Below are 14893 nucleotides of genomic sequence, written 5' to 3' on the forward strand. Positions count from 1 at the left end.
TCTGAGGGACTGAGGCTCCGGGCGCTCCCCGACGGGGGACCCGGCCGCCGGGACCACAGGGGCTTCATCGGCTCTCGCCACCGCGGCCTGAGCCGTCGGGCGGAGGACGGCCTTGGAGGACTGCGCGGGGCGGCCACGGGCGTCAGCGCTCGCGCACCACCCCGTCGCGGTACCGGTCGCACCCGGGGTCGACCCGCGCACGTACTCGCCGTAGCCCGCGTCCAGGGCCGCACCGCCGCCCCCTCGAGCCGCAGCACGGCGCGCGTCAGGACGTCCGAGGCCTCCGGCGTCCCGCCCAGACGAGCTGCGACACCGACAGCAGCATGCCGAGCAGGAAGAGCGGCTGGGCCAGCGCAGGCGGGCCGCCGGCGAGCACCCACCCCGTCGACCCGAGCATGAGCGCCCCCGCCAGCAGGACCACGGCGAGGTAAAGGGCACTGCCCGCAGGACGCAGCAGCAGCCCCTCACCCGTGACGTCGAGGTCCGACCACCGGCGGGCTCGCTGTCCGACCATGCCCCGAGGCCGTCACGGCGCCGGCCGCAGGGGGTGGGCGGCCAGCACCTCCCGCCACGCCGGTGCGAGCGCCCCGCCGTAGCGGTGCCCGTGGCCCTCCGGCTGGTCGAGGGCCACGAGCAGCTCCGCGCAGGCCTGCCAGAAGGTCACGACGGGCAGCCAGGCGCCGCCGTCCCGCCCGCCCTCGGGTGGGCGGACGAGCAGGCCGGGCGACCAGCGGGAGACGGGGTCGTCCGCGTTGGCGACCTCGTGGCACCCGCCCGACCGGCCTCCTGGGGGCAGGACGTCGGTGCGGAGGACGGGCGTCCCGGCGGCGAGACACGCATCGACGCGCACGTGCTCGGCCACGGCGAGCGCCGCGCGGGCGCCCAGGCTCTCGCCGAAGACGACGAGCCGCGGACGGCGCGCGGCGGGGACGTCGTCCAGCTCGGCGCGCAGGGCCGTGACGAGCGCGCCGGTCACGTCCTCGGCCCGCGAGCCGCCGAGGAGGGTCTCGAGCCAGCTCGGGCGCTGGGCGTACGGGACGACGACCGTCGTCAGGTCGCCGCCGGCCACCCGCTCGGCGGCGGCGACGGCGGCCGGGTCCACCCACCCGGAGCCGGTCGGCACGGCGACGAGCACCATGCCCTGGTCACGCCCTCCACCGGCCCGCCACTGCTCGACGGCCACCCGGACGCGCGCCGCGACGGCGCCCTCCGCGAGGTCGACGTAGACGCGGCCGGCGTCGGGCGCGCCCCGCGGAGCCGCGAGGAAGGTGCGGCCCTCACGGACGGAGCGGCCCGCCCACGGCCCGCCCGAGGCGACGGGCCGAGCGAGGCGCTCACCCCCGGAGGACGAGCCGGTGCCGGGGGCCGCGCCAGCCGGGACGCCGACGCCGACGAGCCCCGGCAGGAGCAGGACGACCAGCACCAGCCCCGTCGACGGCCCGGCCCGGCGGGCCTCGGACCGCAGTCCGCGCACGAGCCGGCGGCCGAGTAGCACGATGCCGCCCGCCGCGAGCACGGTGAGCGCCGCCCCGCCGGCGGCCACCGCACGGGTGCCGGCCGTCGGCGTCAGCACCCAGCCCCCGGGCGCGGCCGCGAGCAGGGCGACCGCGCCCGCCGTCACCACCACAGCCGACTGCTGCGGGCTCATCGGAGGACGAGGACGTCGTCGGCGGGCTCGGGGGTGACGGGACCGGCGACCGGGCCGGTCGCGACGACGTCCAGCAGCGCCGCGAAAGTGCCCGTGCCCGGGACGAGGTAGCCGTCGTGCCCGACGACGTCGTCGGCGGGCAGCACCCGCGCGCCGAAGGCGGCGTCGGTCGGGTCGAGGCCGTGGCCGACGTCGCCGAGGCGCCACGGCGGCACGTGGCGGACCCAGTCCGACGGGGACCGGGCGGCCCAGACGTCGGCCGTGGTCCCGAGGTCGTCGACGCGGCTCGCGCGGGCGCCCGGGCTCGCCAGCAGGACGAGCGCGTCGGCGTCGAGCGCGGCGGCGGCCGTCGCCACGACGACGGCGCCGTAGCTGTGGCCGACGACGGTCGTCCGCGGTCGCGCCCCGGCACGGCCCTGGAGGTCCTCGACGGCCTCGACGAGCGCGGGCACGGCGGCCCGGGCGAGAGCGCCGGTGGCCGCGCCCGGGCCGACGCCCCGCGGCGTCGTCCAGTCGACCCAGAGCACGACGGCGGTGCGCGCGGGGGCGTGGGCGACCAGGGTCCCGGCCCAGTCGAGCGGCCCTCCCTGCGGCCGGCGGGGGTCGCGGGGGGCGACGAGGGTCCGCAGGTCGGTGCCGACGCCGGGCACGAGGACGACGAGCCGCTCGGCCGTCCCCAGGTCGCCCAGCGCGACGACGGCACGCCCGCGCCCCCGGGCGTCGCAGCCGAGGACGGTCACCGGCGCGGTGGCGCCGGCCCGCCCGACCAACTGCTCCAGGCATCCCCGGGGCGCCGGCGGCGCCCCGGCCGCCGGGACGCCGGCCGTCAGCAGGAGCAGGAGGGAGGCCGCCGCGGCGGCGGCTGGAGAAGGCATGCCGAGGACGGTCGCCCCGCGAGGCGTCGCGGCACATCGCCCCTCGGTAGCCACGAGCACCGGCCCCGAGGCGGGCAGCCGACCGCCTCGGGCCACCGGGGCGGGCCCCGCCCCCCTACGGCAGTAGGGGGTGCAGATCCGTCCCCGGGGCGACGCCTCGCGGGCCGCCGGCTGCCTAGCGTGGACGCCGTGCCCCGCGCCGCCACGACCGACTCCACCGCCCGCCTCGCGCTCGACCTCGGGGAGCGCGTGCGCTCGGCGCTCGCCGCCGGCGTCGTGAACGCCGTCGTCCCCGGCCGGCACGAGCGGCCGCTCGGCACCGAGCGGGCGGACGGACGGCGGACCAGGCGGCGGGTCCTCGCCGTCCTCGCGGGCCTCTACGCCCTCGTCCTGGTCCTCGCGCCCGTGCTCCTGTCGGACGACCGGGTCGCGGTGGTGCCGGCCGTGCTCGCCGCCGCGGCCCTTGTGGCCGCGGTGTGGCGGCCGCTCGACGCCTGGCGCCTGGCGACCGCGGCGCTCGTCGTGCTCGTCGGCGTCATGGATCAGGGCGTCGAGTCCCAGACCCTCGAGGTGCTCGTCCCTGCGTGGGTGCCCCTGCTGCTGCTGGCGGCCCTGGCGGCCCCGGGCCCCACGCTCCTCGGGGTGTGGGTGGTCTCGGCCGTGGCGCTGGGCGTCATGGGTCTGCTCGACTGGTCGGTGGCCGACCCCGACGTCTCCGTGCCGCTCCTCTTCCTCCCGCTGCTCGTCGGCACGGCCGTGCGCGTGCGCCGGGACGCGCTCGAGCGGGTGGCTGCGGCGGGCGAGCTGACCGAGGTCGAGCGGGACGCGCGGATCGCGATGGCCGAGCGGGCCCGGATCGCGCGCGAGATGCACGACCTCGTGGCGCACCACCTCTCGGCGGTGGCCGTGCGCGCCGAGACGGCGCCCTACCGCCGACCCGGGCTGCCGGACGCGGCGCTCGAGGAGCTGCAGCTGCTCGCCGTCAGCGCCCGGGAGGCGATGCGCGACATGCAGCAGCTGCTCGGCGTCCTGCGGTCCGAGCACGCGCCGCCCGGGGCGGCGGCGTCCCCCGCGCCCCCGGTAGAGGAGCCGGGTGGCGTGGCTCCCTGGCACCCGCAGCCCGGGGAGGACGACCTGCTGCCCCTGCTCGTTGCGGCCCGCACCGCCGGGACGGACGTCACCTGGCAGGTCGACTTCGACCGGCGCCTGCCCCCGCCGGTCGCCCTCACGCTGTACCGCGCCCTGGCGCAGGGCCTCGCGAACGCGCGCCAGCACGCCGCGGGGGCTCGCGTACGGGTGACGCTGGGCAGCCCGGCCGCCCCGCCCCCGACGCCCGAGGACCACGGGCGCGCCGACGTCGCGCCGCGCCCCGGCGTCCGCCTCACCGTGACGAGCGCGACCGGCCTCGACCACGGCCCCGGCTCGGGACTCGGCCTCGCGTCGCTGCACGAGCGGGTCGGCGTCCACGCGGGCCTGCTCGTCGCCGGGCCGTCGCCCGAGGGCGGCTTCGTCCTCGACGTGTGGGTGCCGTGGGCACCCACCGACGGCGATCGATCGGACGTCGCCGCCACCGGACCGCCGCGGCCCTCGTCGACCGGGACGGCCGCCCGGGGAGGGCAGCGGTGACGGTGCCCGACCCGGACGTCCCGGGCACGGAGGTGCTGCGCGTCATGGTCGTCGACGACCAGGCGATGGTGCGGGAGGGCTTCGGGGCCCTCCTCGACGCGCAGCCGGGGATGGAGGTCGTGGGCACGGCCGCCGACGGCGCCGCCGCCGTGAGGACAGCGCTGGCCCTCGCGCACGAGGGGCGGCGTCCCGACGTCATCCTCATGGACGTGCGGATGCCGGTGCGCAGCGGCATCGAGGCGACCGCCGACGTCGTCGCCGAGGCGACCCTCACGGGCACCATGGTGCTCGTCCTCACCACCTTCGACCTCGACGACTACGTCTACGCGGCCCTGCGGGCCGGCGCGAGCGGCTTCCTCCTCAAGCACGCCCCGGCCAGCGAGCTCGTCCGCGCCGTCCGCGTCGTCGCCGCGGGCGAGCAACTGCTCGACGCCGACCTCACCCGCCGGCTCATCAGCCACTACCTTGAGACGCGCGACGCCGCGCAGGTGGACGGCGCGCAGCACGAGCACCTCGCCGCGCTGACGGCCAAGGAGGTCGAGGTGCTCGAGCTCGTGGCGCGCGGCCTGTCCAACCAGGAGCTCGCGCGCCGGCTCTTCATCGCGGAGCAGACGGCCAAGAGCCACGTCAGCCGGATCTTCACCAAGCTCTCCCTGCGCGACCGCGCGCAGGCCGTCGCCTTCGCGTACGAGTGCGGGCTGGTGAGGCCGGGGGCCTGAGGAGCTGAGGGACTGAGGGGCTGCCCCGGGGGCGGCAGGCGAGGTGGCGGCGGGCGAGGCGGCGGCTCAGCCCTCGCAGACCACCCCGTCGCCGTCGCCGTCGCGGTACCGGTCGTACTCCGGGTCGACCCCGCGCACGTACTCGCCGTAGCCCGTGTCCAGCGCCGCGCCGCAGGTGTCGAAGCGTGGGTCGGTGCCGGCGTCCTGCGGCTCGGCGGCCGGCGGCGCGGGAGCCGGCGGATCGGGCTGGGATGGCGGCTCGGGGGCCGGCTCGCGCTCGGCGACGCCGGCGACGTCGAGGCCCGCGCCGCGGGGCGGGGTGCCGGTCACCTCGGCCGTGGGCAGCGGCTCGTCGGGGCAGGCGGTGAGGACGCGACCACCCCAACGACGACGAACCACGGCTGCACCGAGGCGGCGAAGGCGCGCTGCGGCCAGCCGCTGAGGACCGCGTAGACGCTGAGCACCGGGCTGCCCAGGCCGGCCGCCGAGTGGACCAGGCCCGAGGCCACCCCCGCGCCGAGCGCCGGCACCGGTCGCGGGCGGGCCCGCTCGCGCGCCGCGGCGGCCACGGCCACGCCGAGCAGCGCGAGCACGAGGACGCCGAAGCCGAGCTGCAGCAGCGCCGGGGAGACCGACGTCGCCATGGCCAGGCCGGGGACCACGCCGACGACCGCCGCGACCGTGAGCAGGACGGTGGGGTGGGCCTCGAGGTCCCGGCGCAGGCGCACCAGCACGAGCAGGGCCACCACCGCCCCGAGCGCGTTGGCCAGCACGACGCCCTGCAGCGGCCCGAGCAGCAGCACCAGCACGGGCGCCACGACGACGGCGAAGCCGAGCCCCGTCACCCGCTGCGCCGCAGCCCCCACGAGCAGGACGGAGACGGCCAGGAGCGCCGCCGCCGTCGTCACCTCACGCACCTTGCCAGCCGGGGCGGGCGCCGACGTCCCGGGCCGGGCTGGTGGGGCTCGGTCGGGGTCGGCGGACGACGGCGTCAGCCGGTCAGGAGCGCGACAGCGCCGCGCACGGCGATGGTGCCGGCGCCCGTCGCCGCGACGACGAGGAGGGCGACGCGGGCGCGCTCGACGCTCACGCGCCGCGAGGCGAGGTCACCGAGCAGGACGCCGAGCGCGAGGGCGGCGACGAGGCCGACCCACACCCACCAGTCGAGCGGCGGCAGGGCGCTGGGGTCGATGGCGACCTTGGAGCCGAAGGAGACGAGGCCGGTGGAGATGAAGAGCGGCTGGAGCGTCGCGGCGAAGGAGCGCTGGGGCCACCGGCTCGCGACCGCGTAGACGCTGAAGGCGGGCCCGCCGACGCCGGCGGTCGTGTTCATGACCCCGGCCGCGAACCCGGCGGCGACGGCCGGCGCCCGTCCGCTCACCGCCGGCGCGCGCCGGGCCCACAGCGACGCGGCGAGGGAGAGGAGCACGAGCAGCCCGACGACGAGCTCGAGCCAGGCGCTCGGGGCGGCCTGGGCGAGCACCGAGCCGGGCAGGATCCCCGCCACCGCGGCGGTGATGAGGAGGGCGTACCGGCGCCAGTCGACGTCCCGGCGCACCCGCCAGAGGACCAGCGAGCTCACCATCGCGGCGCAGACGTTGGCCACGAGCACCCCACCGAGCGGACCCACCGCCAGGGAGAGCACGGGCACCGCCGTCAGCGCGAAGCCGAGACCGGTGATGCGCTGCGACATCGCCCCCAGCACCACCGCGGCGAGGACGGCGACGGCGAGCAGCACCGCGCGAGCGTCCCACGCGCCGGGACGGCGTCTCGACGTCGTCGTCGGGCGTGGGGTGGGCAGCGGGCGCCTTGTCGCGCTCCCCGACGCACGGAGTCGACGACGCACGCCTCACCGCGCCTCACGGGTGCAGCGCAAGCCGGAGGGCGGTGACCCAGAGGGAGAGGGCCGCGACGCCGCCGACGACGACCCGGACGACGTCCTTGGGCGCCAGGCCGACGAGCATCCCGATGCCGGCGGCCCCGGCGGCGACGAGACCGGCGGCGGCCCAGCGCAGCTGCGGCTGGTCGAGCACGGACGCGACGACGAGCAGGTGGACGCCGACGACGACCGTCAGCAGCGGCGTGACGACCTGCGGGACGTCGGTCAGGGCCCCGAGCAGCACGACGAGCAGCGAGAGCACGCCCATGCTGAGCAGCGTGCGGCCGAGGTAGCTGCCCCACTCCTCCGGCAGGCTGCGGACCCGCTCGTCGATGCCGTCGGAGCGCCCGCCGGGCCGCAGGGTCATCACCGCGAGCGCCGAGGCGACGCCGAGGCCGACGCCCCGCACGGCCCAGGCGAGCGCGTCGTCCAGCAGCGACGCCGCCGCGGCGACCCACACGAGCGACGCCAGCGCGAGGGCGAGCGCCGTCCACTGCCGCAGGTGCCGGCTCCGGAGGTCCTCGCCGCGGCAGCCGTCGGGTGTGCCTGCGCGGTGGTCGGCGCGCGCGCGCGCCTTCAGGGCCCTCACCCTCAGCGAGGGTGGCACCGCTCGCGCCCCCGTGGTGGTCACAGGACGGCATCGATCATCCGGACGAGGGCGCACACCACCCGGAGCACCTCGCCGGGAGGAGACGTCGCCGGTCGACCAGGCCGTACGGTGCCTGGGTGGAGCTGCTGCGCCGGCACCCGGGAGCCGTCTCGCTCCTGGCGGTCGTCATCGCCGTCATCGTCGTCCGGACGCTGCTCGCCGTCGTGGCACCGGGCCTGCCCTACCTCGCCGGGCTCGGGGTCTCCCTGGTCACCGCGGTCGCCGTCGGCGCGCTCGTCAGGCGGTCGCTGGAGGCGGGAGGCGACGGGCGCAGCCCCGGTGACGACGGGGGTCGGCCTCCGTCGTAGCGCCTCAGCGCGCGTCCTCGAGCAGCGTCGCCAGCTCCTCCTCGCGCACGGGGAACCCGGGGAAGCGCGCGAGCCGCTCGACCGGGTTGGCGCGCATCATCTGGCCGTGCTGGCCGTCCTCCAGCGCCGCCACCGCCTCGCCGAGCCGCTCGCGCAGCCGCGGCCCGACGACGGGGTGCGCCAGCCACTCGCCCGCCTGGGACTGCAGGGTCAGCGGTGGCGTGAGGTCCTCGCCCTCCAGCTCGACGACATGGCTGAGCCGCACGGCGCGCGAGGAGCTGGCCACGCGGACCTCGTACCGGCCCCCCTCCAGCACCCACCGGCGGTGCACCTCGCTCCAGTGCCCGAGGTCGCGCGCGTCCAGCCTCAGCGAGACCCGCTGCGCCTGACCCGGCTCCAGCGGCACCCGGACGAAGCCGACGAGCTCCTGCTCGGGCCGGTGGACGCCGGGCGCCTGCGGCGCGCAGTACACCTGCACCACCTCCGCGCCGGCCCGCTCGCCGACGTTGGTCACCGTGCAGGAGACCTCGACCGACGTCTGCGCGCCCGTGCCGGCGGTGTGCACGGCCAGGTCGTCGTAGCCGAAGTCGGTGTAGGAGAGCCCGTGCCCGAAGGGGAAGGAGACGGGCACCCGCCGGGTGTCGTACCAGCGGTAGCCCACGAGCAGGCCCTCGCCGTAGCGGACGACGCCGGAGTCGCCCGGGAAGGCCCCGTAGGCGGGGGTGTCCTCGAGCCGCACGGGGATGGTCTCGGCGAGCCGGCCCGACGGCGACACCACGCCGAGCAGCAGGTCGGCCGTCGCGCCGCCACCGGCCTGGCCCAGCAGCCAGCCCTCGAGCAGCGCGGACGTGTGCTGCACCCAGCCCTCGACGGCGACGGCCGACCCGTTGGACAGCACGACGACGACGCGGTCGTTGACGGCGCGCACGGCCTCCAGCAGCGCCACCTGGGAGGCGGGCAGGTCGAGGTGCTCGCGGTCGTAGCCCTCGGACTCGAACGAGGCGGGCAGGCCGAGGAACAGGACGGCGACCTCGGCGCCGCGCGCCGCCTCGACGGCCTCGGCGACCAGGGCGTCGTCCGCACGCACCTGCTCGGTGACGTAGCCCGGCGCGAAGACGACCTCTCGGCTCGTGCCGACCCGCAGCGCGCCGAGGGCGTCCTCCAGCCGGGTGGGGTTGACGAGCGAGGAGCCGGCGCCCTGGTAGCGGGGGCTGCGCGCCATCTCCCCGATGACGGCGATCGGGCCTCCCCGCGACGGGTCCAGCGGCAGCACGCCGTCGTTGGTGAGCAGGACAGCGCTCTGGTGGGCCGCCTCGCGGGCCAGCGCCTGGTGCGCGTCGGCGTCGAAGGTCTGCCCTGGGCTGAGCGCGGGCAGCGCCGTGGTCACGAGCTCGAGGGTGCGGCGGACGACGACGTCGAGCTCGGCCTCGGTGAGGCGGCCGGCCGCGAGCGCGGCGCGGATGCTGGCCTCGCCGACGCCGCCGGAGGACGGCATCTCCAGGTCGAGGCCGGCGGCGACGCCCGCGGCGCGGTCGTCGACGGCGCCCCAGTCGGAGACGACGAGGCCCTGGAAGCCCCACTCCTCGCGCAGCACCTGGGTGAGCAGCCACGGGTCCTGGCTCGCGTAGACGCCGTTGACCCGGTTGTAGGAGCACATGACCGTCCACGGCTGCGCACGGGTGACGACGCGCTCGAAGGCCGGCAGGTAGATCTCGCGCAGCGTGCGCTCGTCGACCTCGGCGGAGACCGTCATGCGCTCGGTCTCCTGGTTGTTCGCCGCGAAGTGCTTGAGCGAGGTGCCGACGCCCTGGCCCTGCACGCCCTGGACGAAGGCGCTCGCCAGCTCGCCGGCCAGCAGCGGGTCCTCGGAGAAGTACTCGAAGTTCCTCCCGCACAGGGGGCTGCGCTTGATGTTCACGCCCGGCCCGAGCAGGACCGCCACCTCCGCGGCGCGGCACTCGGCGCCGAGCGCCTCCCCCACGCGGCGCAGGAGGTCGACGTCCCAGGTCGACGCGAGGCCGGCGGCGGGTGGGAAGCAGGTCGCCGGGACGCTGTCGTCGAGGCCGACGTGGTCGCTGGCCCCCGCCTGCTTGCGCAGCCCGTGCGGGCCGTCGGTGACCATGACCGCCGGGACGCCGAGGCGCTCGACGCCCTGGGTGTGCCAGAAGTCCTGGCCCGAGGCGAGGGAGATCTTCTCCTCCGTCGTGAGCGCCGCCATGACGGCGTCGACGTCGAGCGCGCCGGGGCTGGTCTGCGTGGTCATGGGGCTCCTCGTCGGGTGCGGCGCCGTCGCCGTGCCCGCCACCGTAGCGCGAACACCGACCAGACGGTAGGTCTTCGGGCGGGAGCGCGGAGGTGCGGGACGATGCGGCGACGACACGACAGGAGGCCCCATGGCGAGCACGGAGCCGGCGACGGCGGCACGCGGTGCCTACGCGACCGGCCGCCGCGCGCGCGAGGAGATCCTCGACGCCGCCCTGGCTCTCTTCGGCGAGAGCGGCTACCGGGGGACCTCGCTGCGGGACGTGGCCCGGCGGGCCGGCCTGAGCCACCCCGGTCTCCTGCACCACTTCCCGCGCAAGGAGGCGCTGCTGGAGGGGGTGCTCCGCCGCCGCGACGAGCTCGACGCGGCCGCGGAGGAGCCCGGCTCCCGGGGCGCGACCGCGCTGGGCCGGCTGGTCGACGTCGTCGGCCGCAACGCCGCCGTCCCCGGTGTCGTCGAGCTGTTCTGCACCCTCTCGGCCGAGGCGACGGCGCCGGACCACCCGGCGCACACCTACTTCCGCGAGCGCTACGCCCGGCTCGTCGCCGACCTGACGCGCTCGTTGGAGCAGGCGGCCGAAGACGGCGACCTGCGAGCCGGCGTCGTCCCGGCGACGGCGGCGCGGGGGCTCGTCGCCGTCATGGACGGCCTGCAGGTGCAGTGGCTGCTCGGGCGTGACGCTCCCGGGCCCGACCTCGACATGGCGGCGGACCTGCGCGCGCACCTGGGCCGGCTGCTGCTGGACCCCTAGCCGTGGGCCCATGACCGTGGGACGCCTGACGGGAGGTAGGAGCGCCGTCGTCGGCCGGGCCGGGCCGGCGACTCACCCGAGCGCCCGCAGGAGCACGAAGGCGAGAGCGCCCACGCCCACGGCGAGCAGGGACACCGACAACGCGGCGCACGCGGCCCCCGGCGAGGCGGGCGGAGCCGCGGGCGCGGCGTCGCCCCCGCGGGCGCCGTCGACGAGCCGAGCGGTGACGTGGCGGTAGCGCGAGGCCGTGGCGGCGTACGCGGCGCCGCACAGCACCACGCCGAGGACGCCGGCGACGACGGCAAGCAGGCCCACCTCCGGCGTCACGAAGCGCACGACCGCCGCGCTGCCCACGCCGAGCGCGAGCGCGGTACGGCGCCACGCCAGCAGCGTCCGCTCCGGCTGCGCGCCCGGGTCGAAGACCTCGCCGGCGCCGCTCACAGCAGGACTCGGGTCACAGCAGCACTCGGGTCACGGCAGCACTCGGGTCACAGCAGCACGCCGACGACGAGCAGGACACCGGCCAGCACGACGCCGGCCGCGACGACGCCGGACAGCGCCGGGGACGGCAGGGGCCGCCCGAGCCGCAGCGCGCGCTCCGCCCGGGCCCACCCGAACCACGCCTGGGCCGAGCTCAGCAGCCCCATCACGACGAAGAGCACGGCCGTCAGCTGGCGGAGGGTCTCCTGCAGCGGCAGCGCCAGCGCCTCGACCGCGACGCCCGCCGCGAGCAGCGCCAGCGCCGTCCGCACCCACGCGAGGAAGGTCCGCTCGTTGGCCAGGCTGAAGCGGGGATCGGGCTCCTCGCCGTGCGCGTACACGCGACGGGGGAAGCGCGCTCGCTCACCCACGCGTGGCCCTCCTCCGCCCCGGCTGCCCGACGTCCTCACCCTGCCACCCGTCGGCAGGTCCGCGCCCGCACCGGGCCCGGCGCACGGCGCACGGCGCACGGGCCGCAGCCCTACTGCTGCGCGACCCGCCCGTAGCGCCGGGTCGCCGGTGCCGCGCTCGCCCCGAAGGCCACGGTGCTCACCGCGACGGCGAGCGACCCGGCGGCGAACAGGCGCGGGTCGGTGACGCCCTCGTCGAGGCTGTAGGCGAGGTAGAAGACGGCGCTCACGCCCATGGGCCCGAACCAGCCGGCGAAGGCGCCGTCGCGCCACGACAGCCCGAGGGGCCGGTGCAGCAGCAGGAGCGCCGGCAGCCGTCGGACGAGCAGCACCGCGACCGCGAAGACGGCGGCGCCCCAGCCGAGGTCCGCCCAGCCCGCCCACGGCAGGACGACGCCGAGCACGAGGAAGAAGGGCAGCACGGCGTAGCGGTTGACCGCCTCGTCGAGGGAGCTCTGCGGCTCGCGGTCCGACGTCGGCACCACCCGGTTGTAGGCCAGGCCTGCGACGAAGACGGCGAGGACGCCGTCGGCGCCCGCCACCCGCGCGACACCCAGCACGGCCACCGCCAGGAGCAGCGTGAGCACGAGGCGGGGGCCGCCGGCGAGCGTGCGCTCGTCGTCCGCGCGCGGCACCAGGCGCCCGACGAGCGTCCCGAGCACCACACCGACGACGACGGCGACGACGACCTCCCGGACCGCCTCACCGGCCGCCGCCCCGAGGCTCTCCCCGGGCAGGACCGCCGCCAGGCCGAGCAGGACGAAGGGCAGGCCCAGACCGTCGTTGGCGCCGCTCTCCCCCGTGAGCACCTGCCGCAGCCGGGCGGGGAGGTCCTTCTCGGCCGGACCGCCGGAGACGACGGAGGAGGCGAGGACGGGGTCGGTCGGGGACAGGCACGCGCCCACGAGCAGCGCCAGCCCGAGCGGCAGGCCCATGGCCAGGGCCGCGGCCCCGCCGAGGAGCATCGCCAGCGGCATCACGAGGACGAGCAGGAGGAGGACCGGCCGCACGACCGTGCGCATCCCGCGGTACCGGAAGCGCAGCGCCGCGGCCATGACCGACCAGGCCAGCAGCAACCGCGTGCCCTCGAGCAGCAGGGGGTCGCGGACGTCGTCGGGGACGACGACGAGCCCGAGGACGGCGGGCCCCACGAGGACGCCGAGCCCGAGCGCGACGAGCGGCTCGCTCACCGGCGAGCGGCGCACCACCGTGCTGAGCAGCGCCAGGGCGACGCCGACGGCACCCACCACCGCGTAGACGAGGTGCAGCTGGCTCACGACGTCCCCTCTCGTGTGCGCGGTGCCCTGGCCCGGGACCGGCGCGCCACGGCGGGCCGCCCAGCGCATGGTGGTCGACCCGGCCGCGGCGGGCCACCCGGCGCGAGGTCGGCGCCGCCGCCGTCATCTGGCACCGACGTCCGTAGCCTGGCGCGGTGATCGAGGCCAAGGGCTTGACCAAGCGCTACGGCGCGAAGACGGCGGTCGACGACCTCTCCTTCACCGTGCGGCCGGGCTCCGTCACCGGGTTCCTCGGGCCGAACGGCGCCGGGAAGTCGACGACGATGCGCCTGCTCCTCGGCCTGGACCGGCCGACGTCCGGCGAGGCGCTCGTCGGCGGCAAGCCGTACCGCGAGCACGCGGCGCCGCTGCGCGAGGTCGGGGCGCTGCTCGAGGCCCGCGCCGTCCACCCCGGCCGCAGCGCCCGCTCCCACCTGCTGGGCCTCGCGCGCACCGAGGGCATCCCGGCCCGGCGCGTCGACGAGGTGCTCGACCTCGTCGGGCTCACCGGCGTCGCCCGCAAGCGCGTCGGCGGCTTCTCCCTCGGCATGGGCCAGCGCCTCGGCATCGCGACGGCACTGCTCGGCGACCCGGCCGTCGTCATGCTCGACGAGCCGGTCAACGGGCTCGACCCCGACGGCGTCCTGTGGATCCGCACCCTGCTCAGGGGGCTGGCGGCCGAAGGACGCGCCGTCCTGGTCTCCAGCCACCTGATGAGCGAGATGGCGCAGACCGCCGACCACCTCGTCGTCGTCGGCCGCGGCCGCCTGCTCGCCGACACGAGCGTCACCGAGCTCACGGCCCGCACGCAGGACGCCGCCGTCACCGTGCGCTCGCCGCAGGCCGCGCGGCTCACGGAGCTGCTGCAAGACGTCGGGGCGCGCGTCGCCACGACGGACGACGCCGACCGGCTCGAGGTGCACGACGCCACGGCCGCCCGCGTCGGCGAGGTGGCAGGCCACCACGGCGTGGTGCTGCACGAGCTGCACGCGCGGACCTCCACGCTGGAGGAGGCCTACATGGCCCTCACCCGCGACAGCCGCGAGTACCGCACGGACGACGGGGACGAGGACGGGCCCACCGGGACCGCAGCCGAGGGGGCCGCACCATGAGCAGCACGAGCACGGTGGGCGGAGGGTCTCCCGGGACCCGCCGGGGGGTCGCCGGGTCGGCGAGCACCGGGTCGGGCGGCGCGAGCCTGCCCAGGGTCGTCCGGGGCGAGTGGGCGAAGCTCGCCACCCTGCGCTCGACGTGGGTCCTGGTGCTCGTCGTCCTGGTCCTCGGGATCGGCGTCGCCACGCTGTCCGGCTGGGGCGTCTCGCAGGCGCTCGAGGCCGCGGAGACGAGCGGGCAGGTGCCGCCCGGCGGGCCCCCTGGCGGGTTCCAGACCGGCCCGACGGGCCAGCTCGTGCCGATCCTGTCCTCGACGTCGCTGGCGGCGCTGCTCCTCGCCGTCCTGGGCGGGCTGGCGATCACGGGCGAGTACGCCACCGGCACCATCACCGCCACGCTGACCGCCGTCCCCCGCCGCTGGCCGGTGCTCGTGGCCAAGGCGCTCGTGCTCCTCGTGCTCGCGGGCGTCGTCGCGCTGGTGGTCTCCTTCGCCGCGCTGCTGCTCGGCGCGTCGTTCTTCCCCGAGGACGTGCGGGTCGGGCTCGGCGACGACGGGGTGCTCGGCGCCGTCCTCGCCAACGCGGCCGGCATGGTCTCGCTCGCCCTGCTGGGGCTCGGCGTCGGCGCGGTGCTCCGCAGCACCGCCGGCACCATCACGCTGCTCGTGGCGCTCGTCTTCGTCGCGCCGCCGCTGCTGCCCGTCTTCGGCGTGGACTGGCTGACGACGGCGTCGGAGCACACGCCCGTCTCGGCCGCGCTGTCCTTCGCCCAGCTCGACGGCTCGGCGCCGTACGGGACGACGGCCGCGGTGCTCGTGCTCCTCGGCTGGGCCCTGGTCCCCGTCCTCGCCGGACTCCTGCTGCTGCAGCGTCGCGACGCCTGAGCCGCCGCGGCG

General features: G+C 77.4%; 17 protein-coding genes. 6 read left to right on the top strand and 11 right to left on the bottom strand.

The annotated features are described in order from the left end of the window. Positions 1–265 precede the first annotated feature (265 nt). From WDV86_RS08815 to WDV86_RS08825, 3 genes are read right to left on the bottom strand one after another with little or no spacing between them, the layout of a single operon-like run. On the bottom strand, positions 266–514 hold the full coding sequence (locus WDV86_RS08815) for a hypothetical protein (protein WP_339567249.1): 249 nt from the start codon (positions 512–514) through the stop codon (positions 266–268). A gap of 12 nt (positions 515–526) precedes the next feature. Continuing rightward, positions 527–1648 carry an alpha/beta-hydrolase family protein gene (locus WDV86_RS08820; RefSeq protein ID WP_339567250.1) on the bottom strand — a complete coding sequence of 374 codons (1122 nt, stop codon included), beginning with the start codon at positions 1646–1648 and terminating at the stop codon, positions 527–529. Beyond that, positions 1645–2523 (bottom strand): alpha/beta hydrolase, encoded by an 879-nt coding sequence (locus WDV86_RS08825; RefSeq protein WP_339567251.1) that lies wholly within the window; start codon positions 2521–2523, stop codon positions 1645–1647. Before WDV86_RS08825 ends, WDV86_RS08820 begins: the two co-directional genes overlap by 4 nt. 189 nt (positions 2524–2712) lie before the next feature. On the opposite strand from WDV86_RS08825, the gene WDV86_RS08830 reads away from it, so the two are divergent. Then, on the top strand, positions 2713–4149 hold the full coding sequence (locus WDV86_RS08830) for a sensor histidine kinase (RefSeq protein ID WP_339567252.1): 1437 nt from the start codon (positions 2713–2715) through the stop codon (positions 4147–4149). A gap of 32 nt (positions 4150–4181) precedes the next feature. Beyond that, on the top strand, positions 4182–4868 hold the full coding sequence (locus tag WDV86_RS08835) for a response regulator (RefSeq protein WP_445263002.1): 687 nt from the start codon (positions 4182–4184) through the stop codon (positions 4866–4868). Positions 4869–4934: 66 nt separating this feature from the next. Here WDV86_RS08835 and WDV86_RS08840 read toward each other — a convergent pair whose 3' ends face one another. The 4 genes from WDV86_RS08840 to WDV86_RS08855 all read right to left on the bottom strand — a co-directional run bounded on the left by WDV86_RS08840 (position 4935) and on the right by WDV86_RS08855 (position 7336). Continuing rightward, the gene (locus tag WDV86_RS08840) at positions 4935–5198 is read right to left on the bottom strand and encodes an excalibur calcium-binding domain-containing protein (protein WP_339567254.1); all 264 of its coding nucleotides are present in this window, start codon (positions 5196–5198) and stop codon (positions 4935–4937) included. Then, on the bottom strand, positions 5195–5776 hold the full coding sequence (locus tag WDV86_RS08845) for a TSUP family transporter (protein ID WP_339567255.1): 582 nt from the start codon (positions 5774–5776) through the stop codon (positions 5195–5197). Before WDV86_RS08845 ends, WDV86_RS08840 begins: the two co-directional genes overlap by 4 nt. 83 nt (positions 5777–5859) lie before the next feature. Next, positions 5860–6606, bottom strand: coding sequence for a TSUP family transporter (locus WDV86_RS08850; protein WP_339567256.1), 747 nt, complete (start codon positions 6604–6606; stop codon positions 5860–5862). Positions 6607–6727: 121 nt separating this feature from the next. Beyond that, entirely contained in the window at positions 6728–7336 is a 609-nt protein-coding gene (locus WDV86_RS08855; protein WP_339567257.1) for a hypothetical protein, read from the bottom strand. A 137-nt stretch (positions 7337–7473) separates the two neighbouring features. Here WDV86_RS08855 and WDV86_RS08860 point away from each other — a divergent pair, with 137 nt between their 5' ends. After that, positions 7474–7704 carry a hypothetical protein gene (locus WDV86_RS08860; RefSeq protein ID WP_339567258.1) on the top strand — a complete coding sequence of 77 codons (231 nt, stop codon included), beginning with the start codon at positions 7474–7476 and terminating at the stop codon, positions 7702–7704. A 4-nt stretch (positions 7705–7708) separates the two neighbouring features. Here the strand turns inward: WDV86_RS08860 and WDV86_RS08865 are convergent, their stop codons facing one another. Next, on the bottom strand, positions 7709–9967 hold the full coding sequence (locus tag WDV86_RS08865) for a glycoside hydrolase family 3 C-terminal domain-containing protein (RefSeq protein WP_339567259.1): 2259 nt from the start codon (positions 9965–9967) through the stop codon (positions 7709–7711). A 130-nt stretch (positions 9968–10097) separates the two neighbouring features. Between WDV86_RS08865 and WDV86_RS08870 the strand changes: the two genes are divergently transcribed. Beyond that, positions 10098–10718: a TetR/AcrR family transcriptional regulator gene (locus WDV86_RS08870; RefSeq protein WP_339567260.1), complete on the top strand. Its 621-nt coding sequence runs from the start codon at positions 10098–10100 to the stop codon at positions 10716–10718. A gap of 72 nt (positions 10719–10790) precedes the next feature. Here WDV86_RS08870 and WDV86_RS08875 read toward each other — a convergent pair whose 3' ends face one another. The 3 genes from WDV86_RS08875 to WDV86_RS08885 all read right to left on the bottom strand — a co-directional run bounded on the left by WDV86_RS08875 (position 10791) and on the right by WDV86_RS08885 (position 12885). Further along, a complete protein-coding gene (locus tag WDV86_RS08875) occupies positions 10791–11159 on the bottom strand; it encodes a DUF202 domain-containing protein (protein WP_339567261.1) in 369 nt (122 codons plus the stop codon). Positions 11160–11206: 47 nt separating this feature from the next. After that, complete coding sequence (locus WDV86_RS08880) at positions 11207–11569, bottom strand: YidH family protein (protein WP_339567262.1); 363 nt, start codon at positions 11567–11569, stop codon at positions 11207–11209. A gap of 110 nt (positions 11570–11679) precedes the next feature. Beyond that, complete coding sequence (locus tag WDV86_RS08885; protein WP_339567263.1) at positions 11680–12885, bottom strand: cation:proton antiporter domain-containing protein; 1206 nt, start codon at positions 12883–12885, stop codon at positions 11680–11682. Between the two features lie 155 nt (positions 12886–13040). Here WDV86_RS08885 and WDV86_RS08890 point away from each other — a divergent pair, with 155 nt between their 5' ends. Together WDV86_RS08890 and WDV86_RS08895 are read left to right on the top strand one after the other, a co-directional pair. Beyond that, a complete protein-coding gene (locus WDV86_RS08890; RefSeq protein WP_339567264.1) occupies positions 13041–13997 on the top strand; it encodes an ATP-binding cassette domain-containing protein in 957 nt (318 codons plus the stop codon). Beyond that, positions 13994–14881, top strand: a complete 888-nt coding sequence (locus WDV86_RS08895) for an ABC transporter permease subunit (protein WP_339567265.1) — start codon at positions 13994–13996, stop codon at positions 14879–14881. The genes WDV86_RS08890 and WDV86_RS08895 overlap by 4 nt, the downstream gene beginning before the upstream one ends. Positions 14882–14893 lie beyond the last annotated feature (12 nt).

The sequence above is a fragment of the Pseudokineococcus sp. 1T1Z-3 genome, assembly GCF_037482365.1.
Lineage (GTDB): Bacteria > Actinomycetota > Actinomycetes > Actinomycetales > Quadrisphaeraceae > Pseudokineococcus.

What these genes read in the sequence shown, in the direction of transcription:
- WDV86_RS08820 (WP_339567250.1), bottom strand. Translation starts at nt 1,648, where the DNA reads ATGAGCCCGCAGCAGTCGGCTGTGGTGGTGACGGCGGGCGCGGTCGCC.
- WDV86_RS08895 (WP_339567265.1), top strand. Translation starts at nt 13,994, where the DNA reads ATGAGCAGCACGAGCACGGTGGGCGGAGGGTCTCCCGGGACCCGCCGG.
- WDV86_RS08870 (WP_339567260.1), top strand. Translation starts at nt 10,098, where the DNA reads ATGGCGAGCACGGAGCCGGCGACGGCGGCACGCGGTGCCTACGCGACC.
- WDV86_RS08865 (WP_339567259.1), bottom strand. Translation starts at nt 9,967, where the DNA reads ATGACCACGCAGACCAGCCCCGGCGCGCTCGACGTCGACGCCGTCATG.
- WDV86_RS08815 (WP_339567249.1), bottom strand. Translation starts at nt 514, where the DNA reads ATGGTCGGACAGCGAGCCCGCCGGTGGTCGGACCTCGACGTCACGGGT.
- WDV86_RS08825 (WP_339567251.1), bottom strand. Translation starts at nt 2,523, where the DNA reads ATGCCTTCTCCAGCCGCCGCCGCGGCGGCCTCCCTCCTGCTCCTGCTG.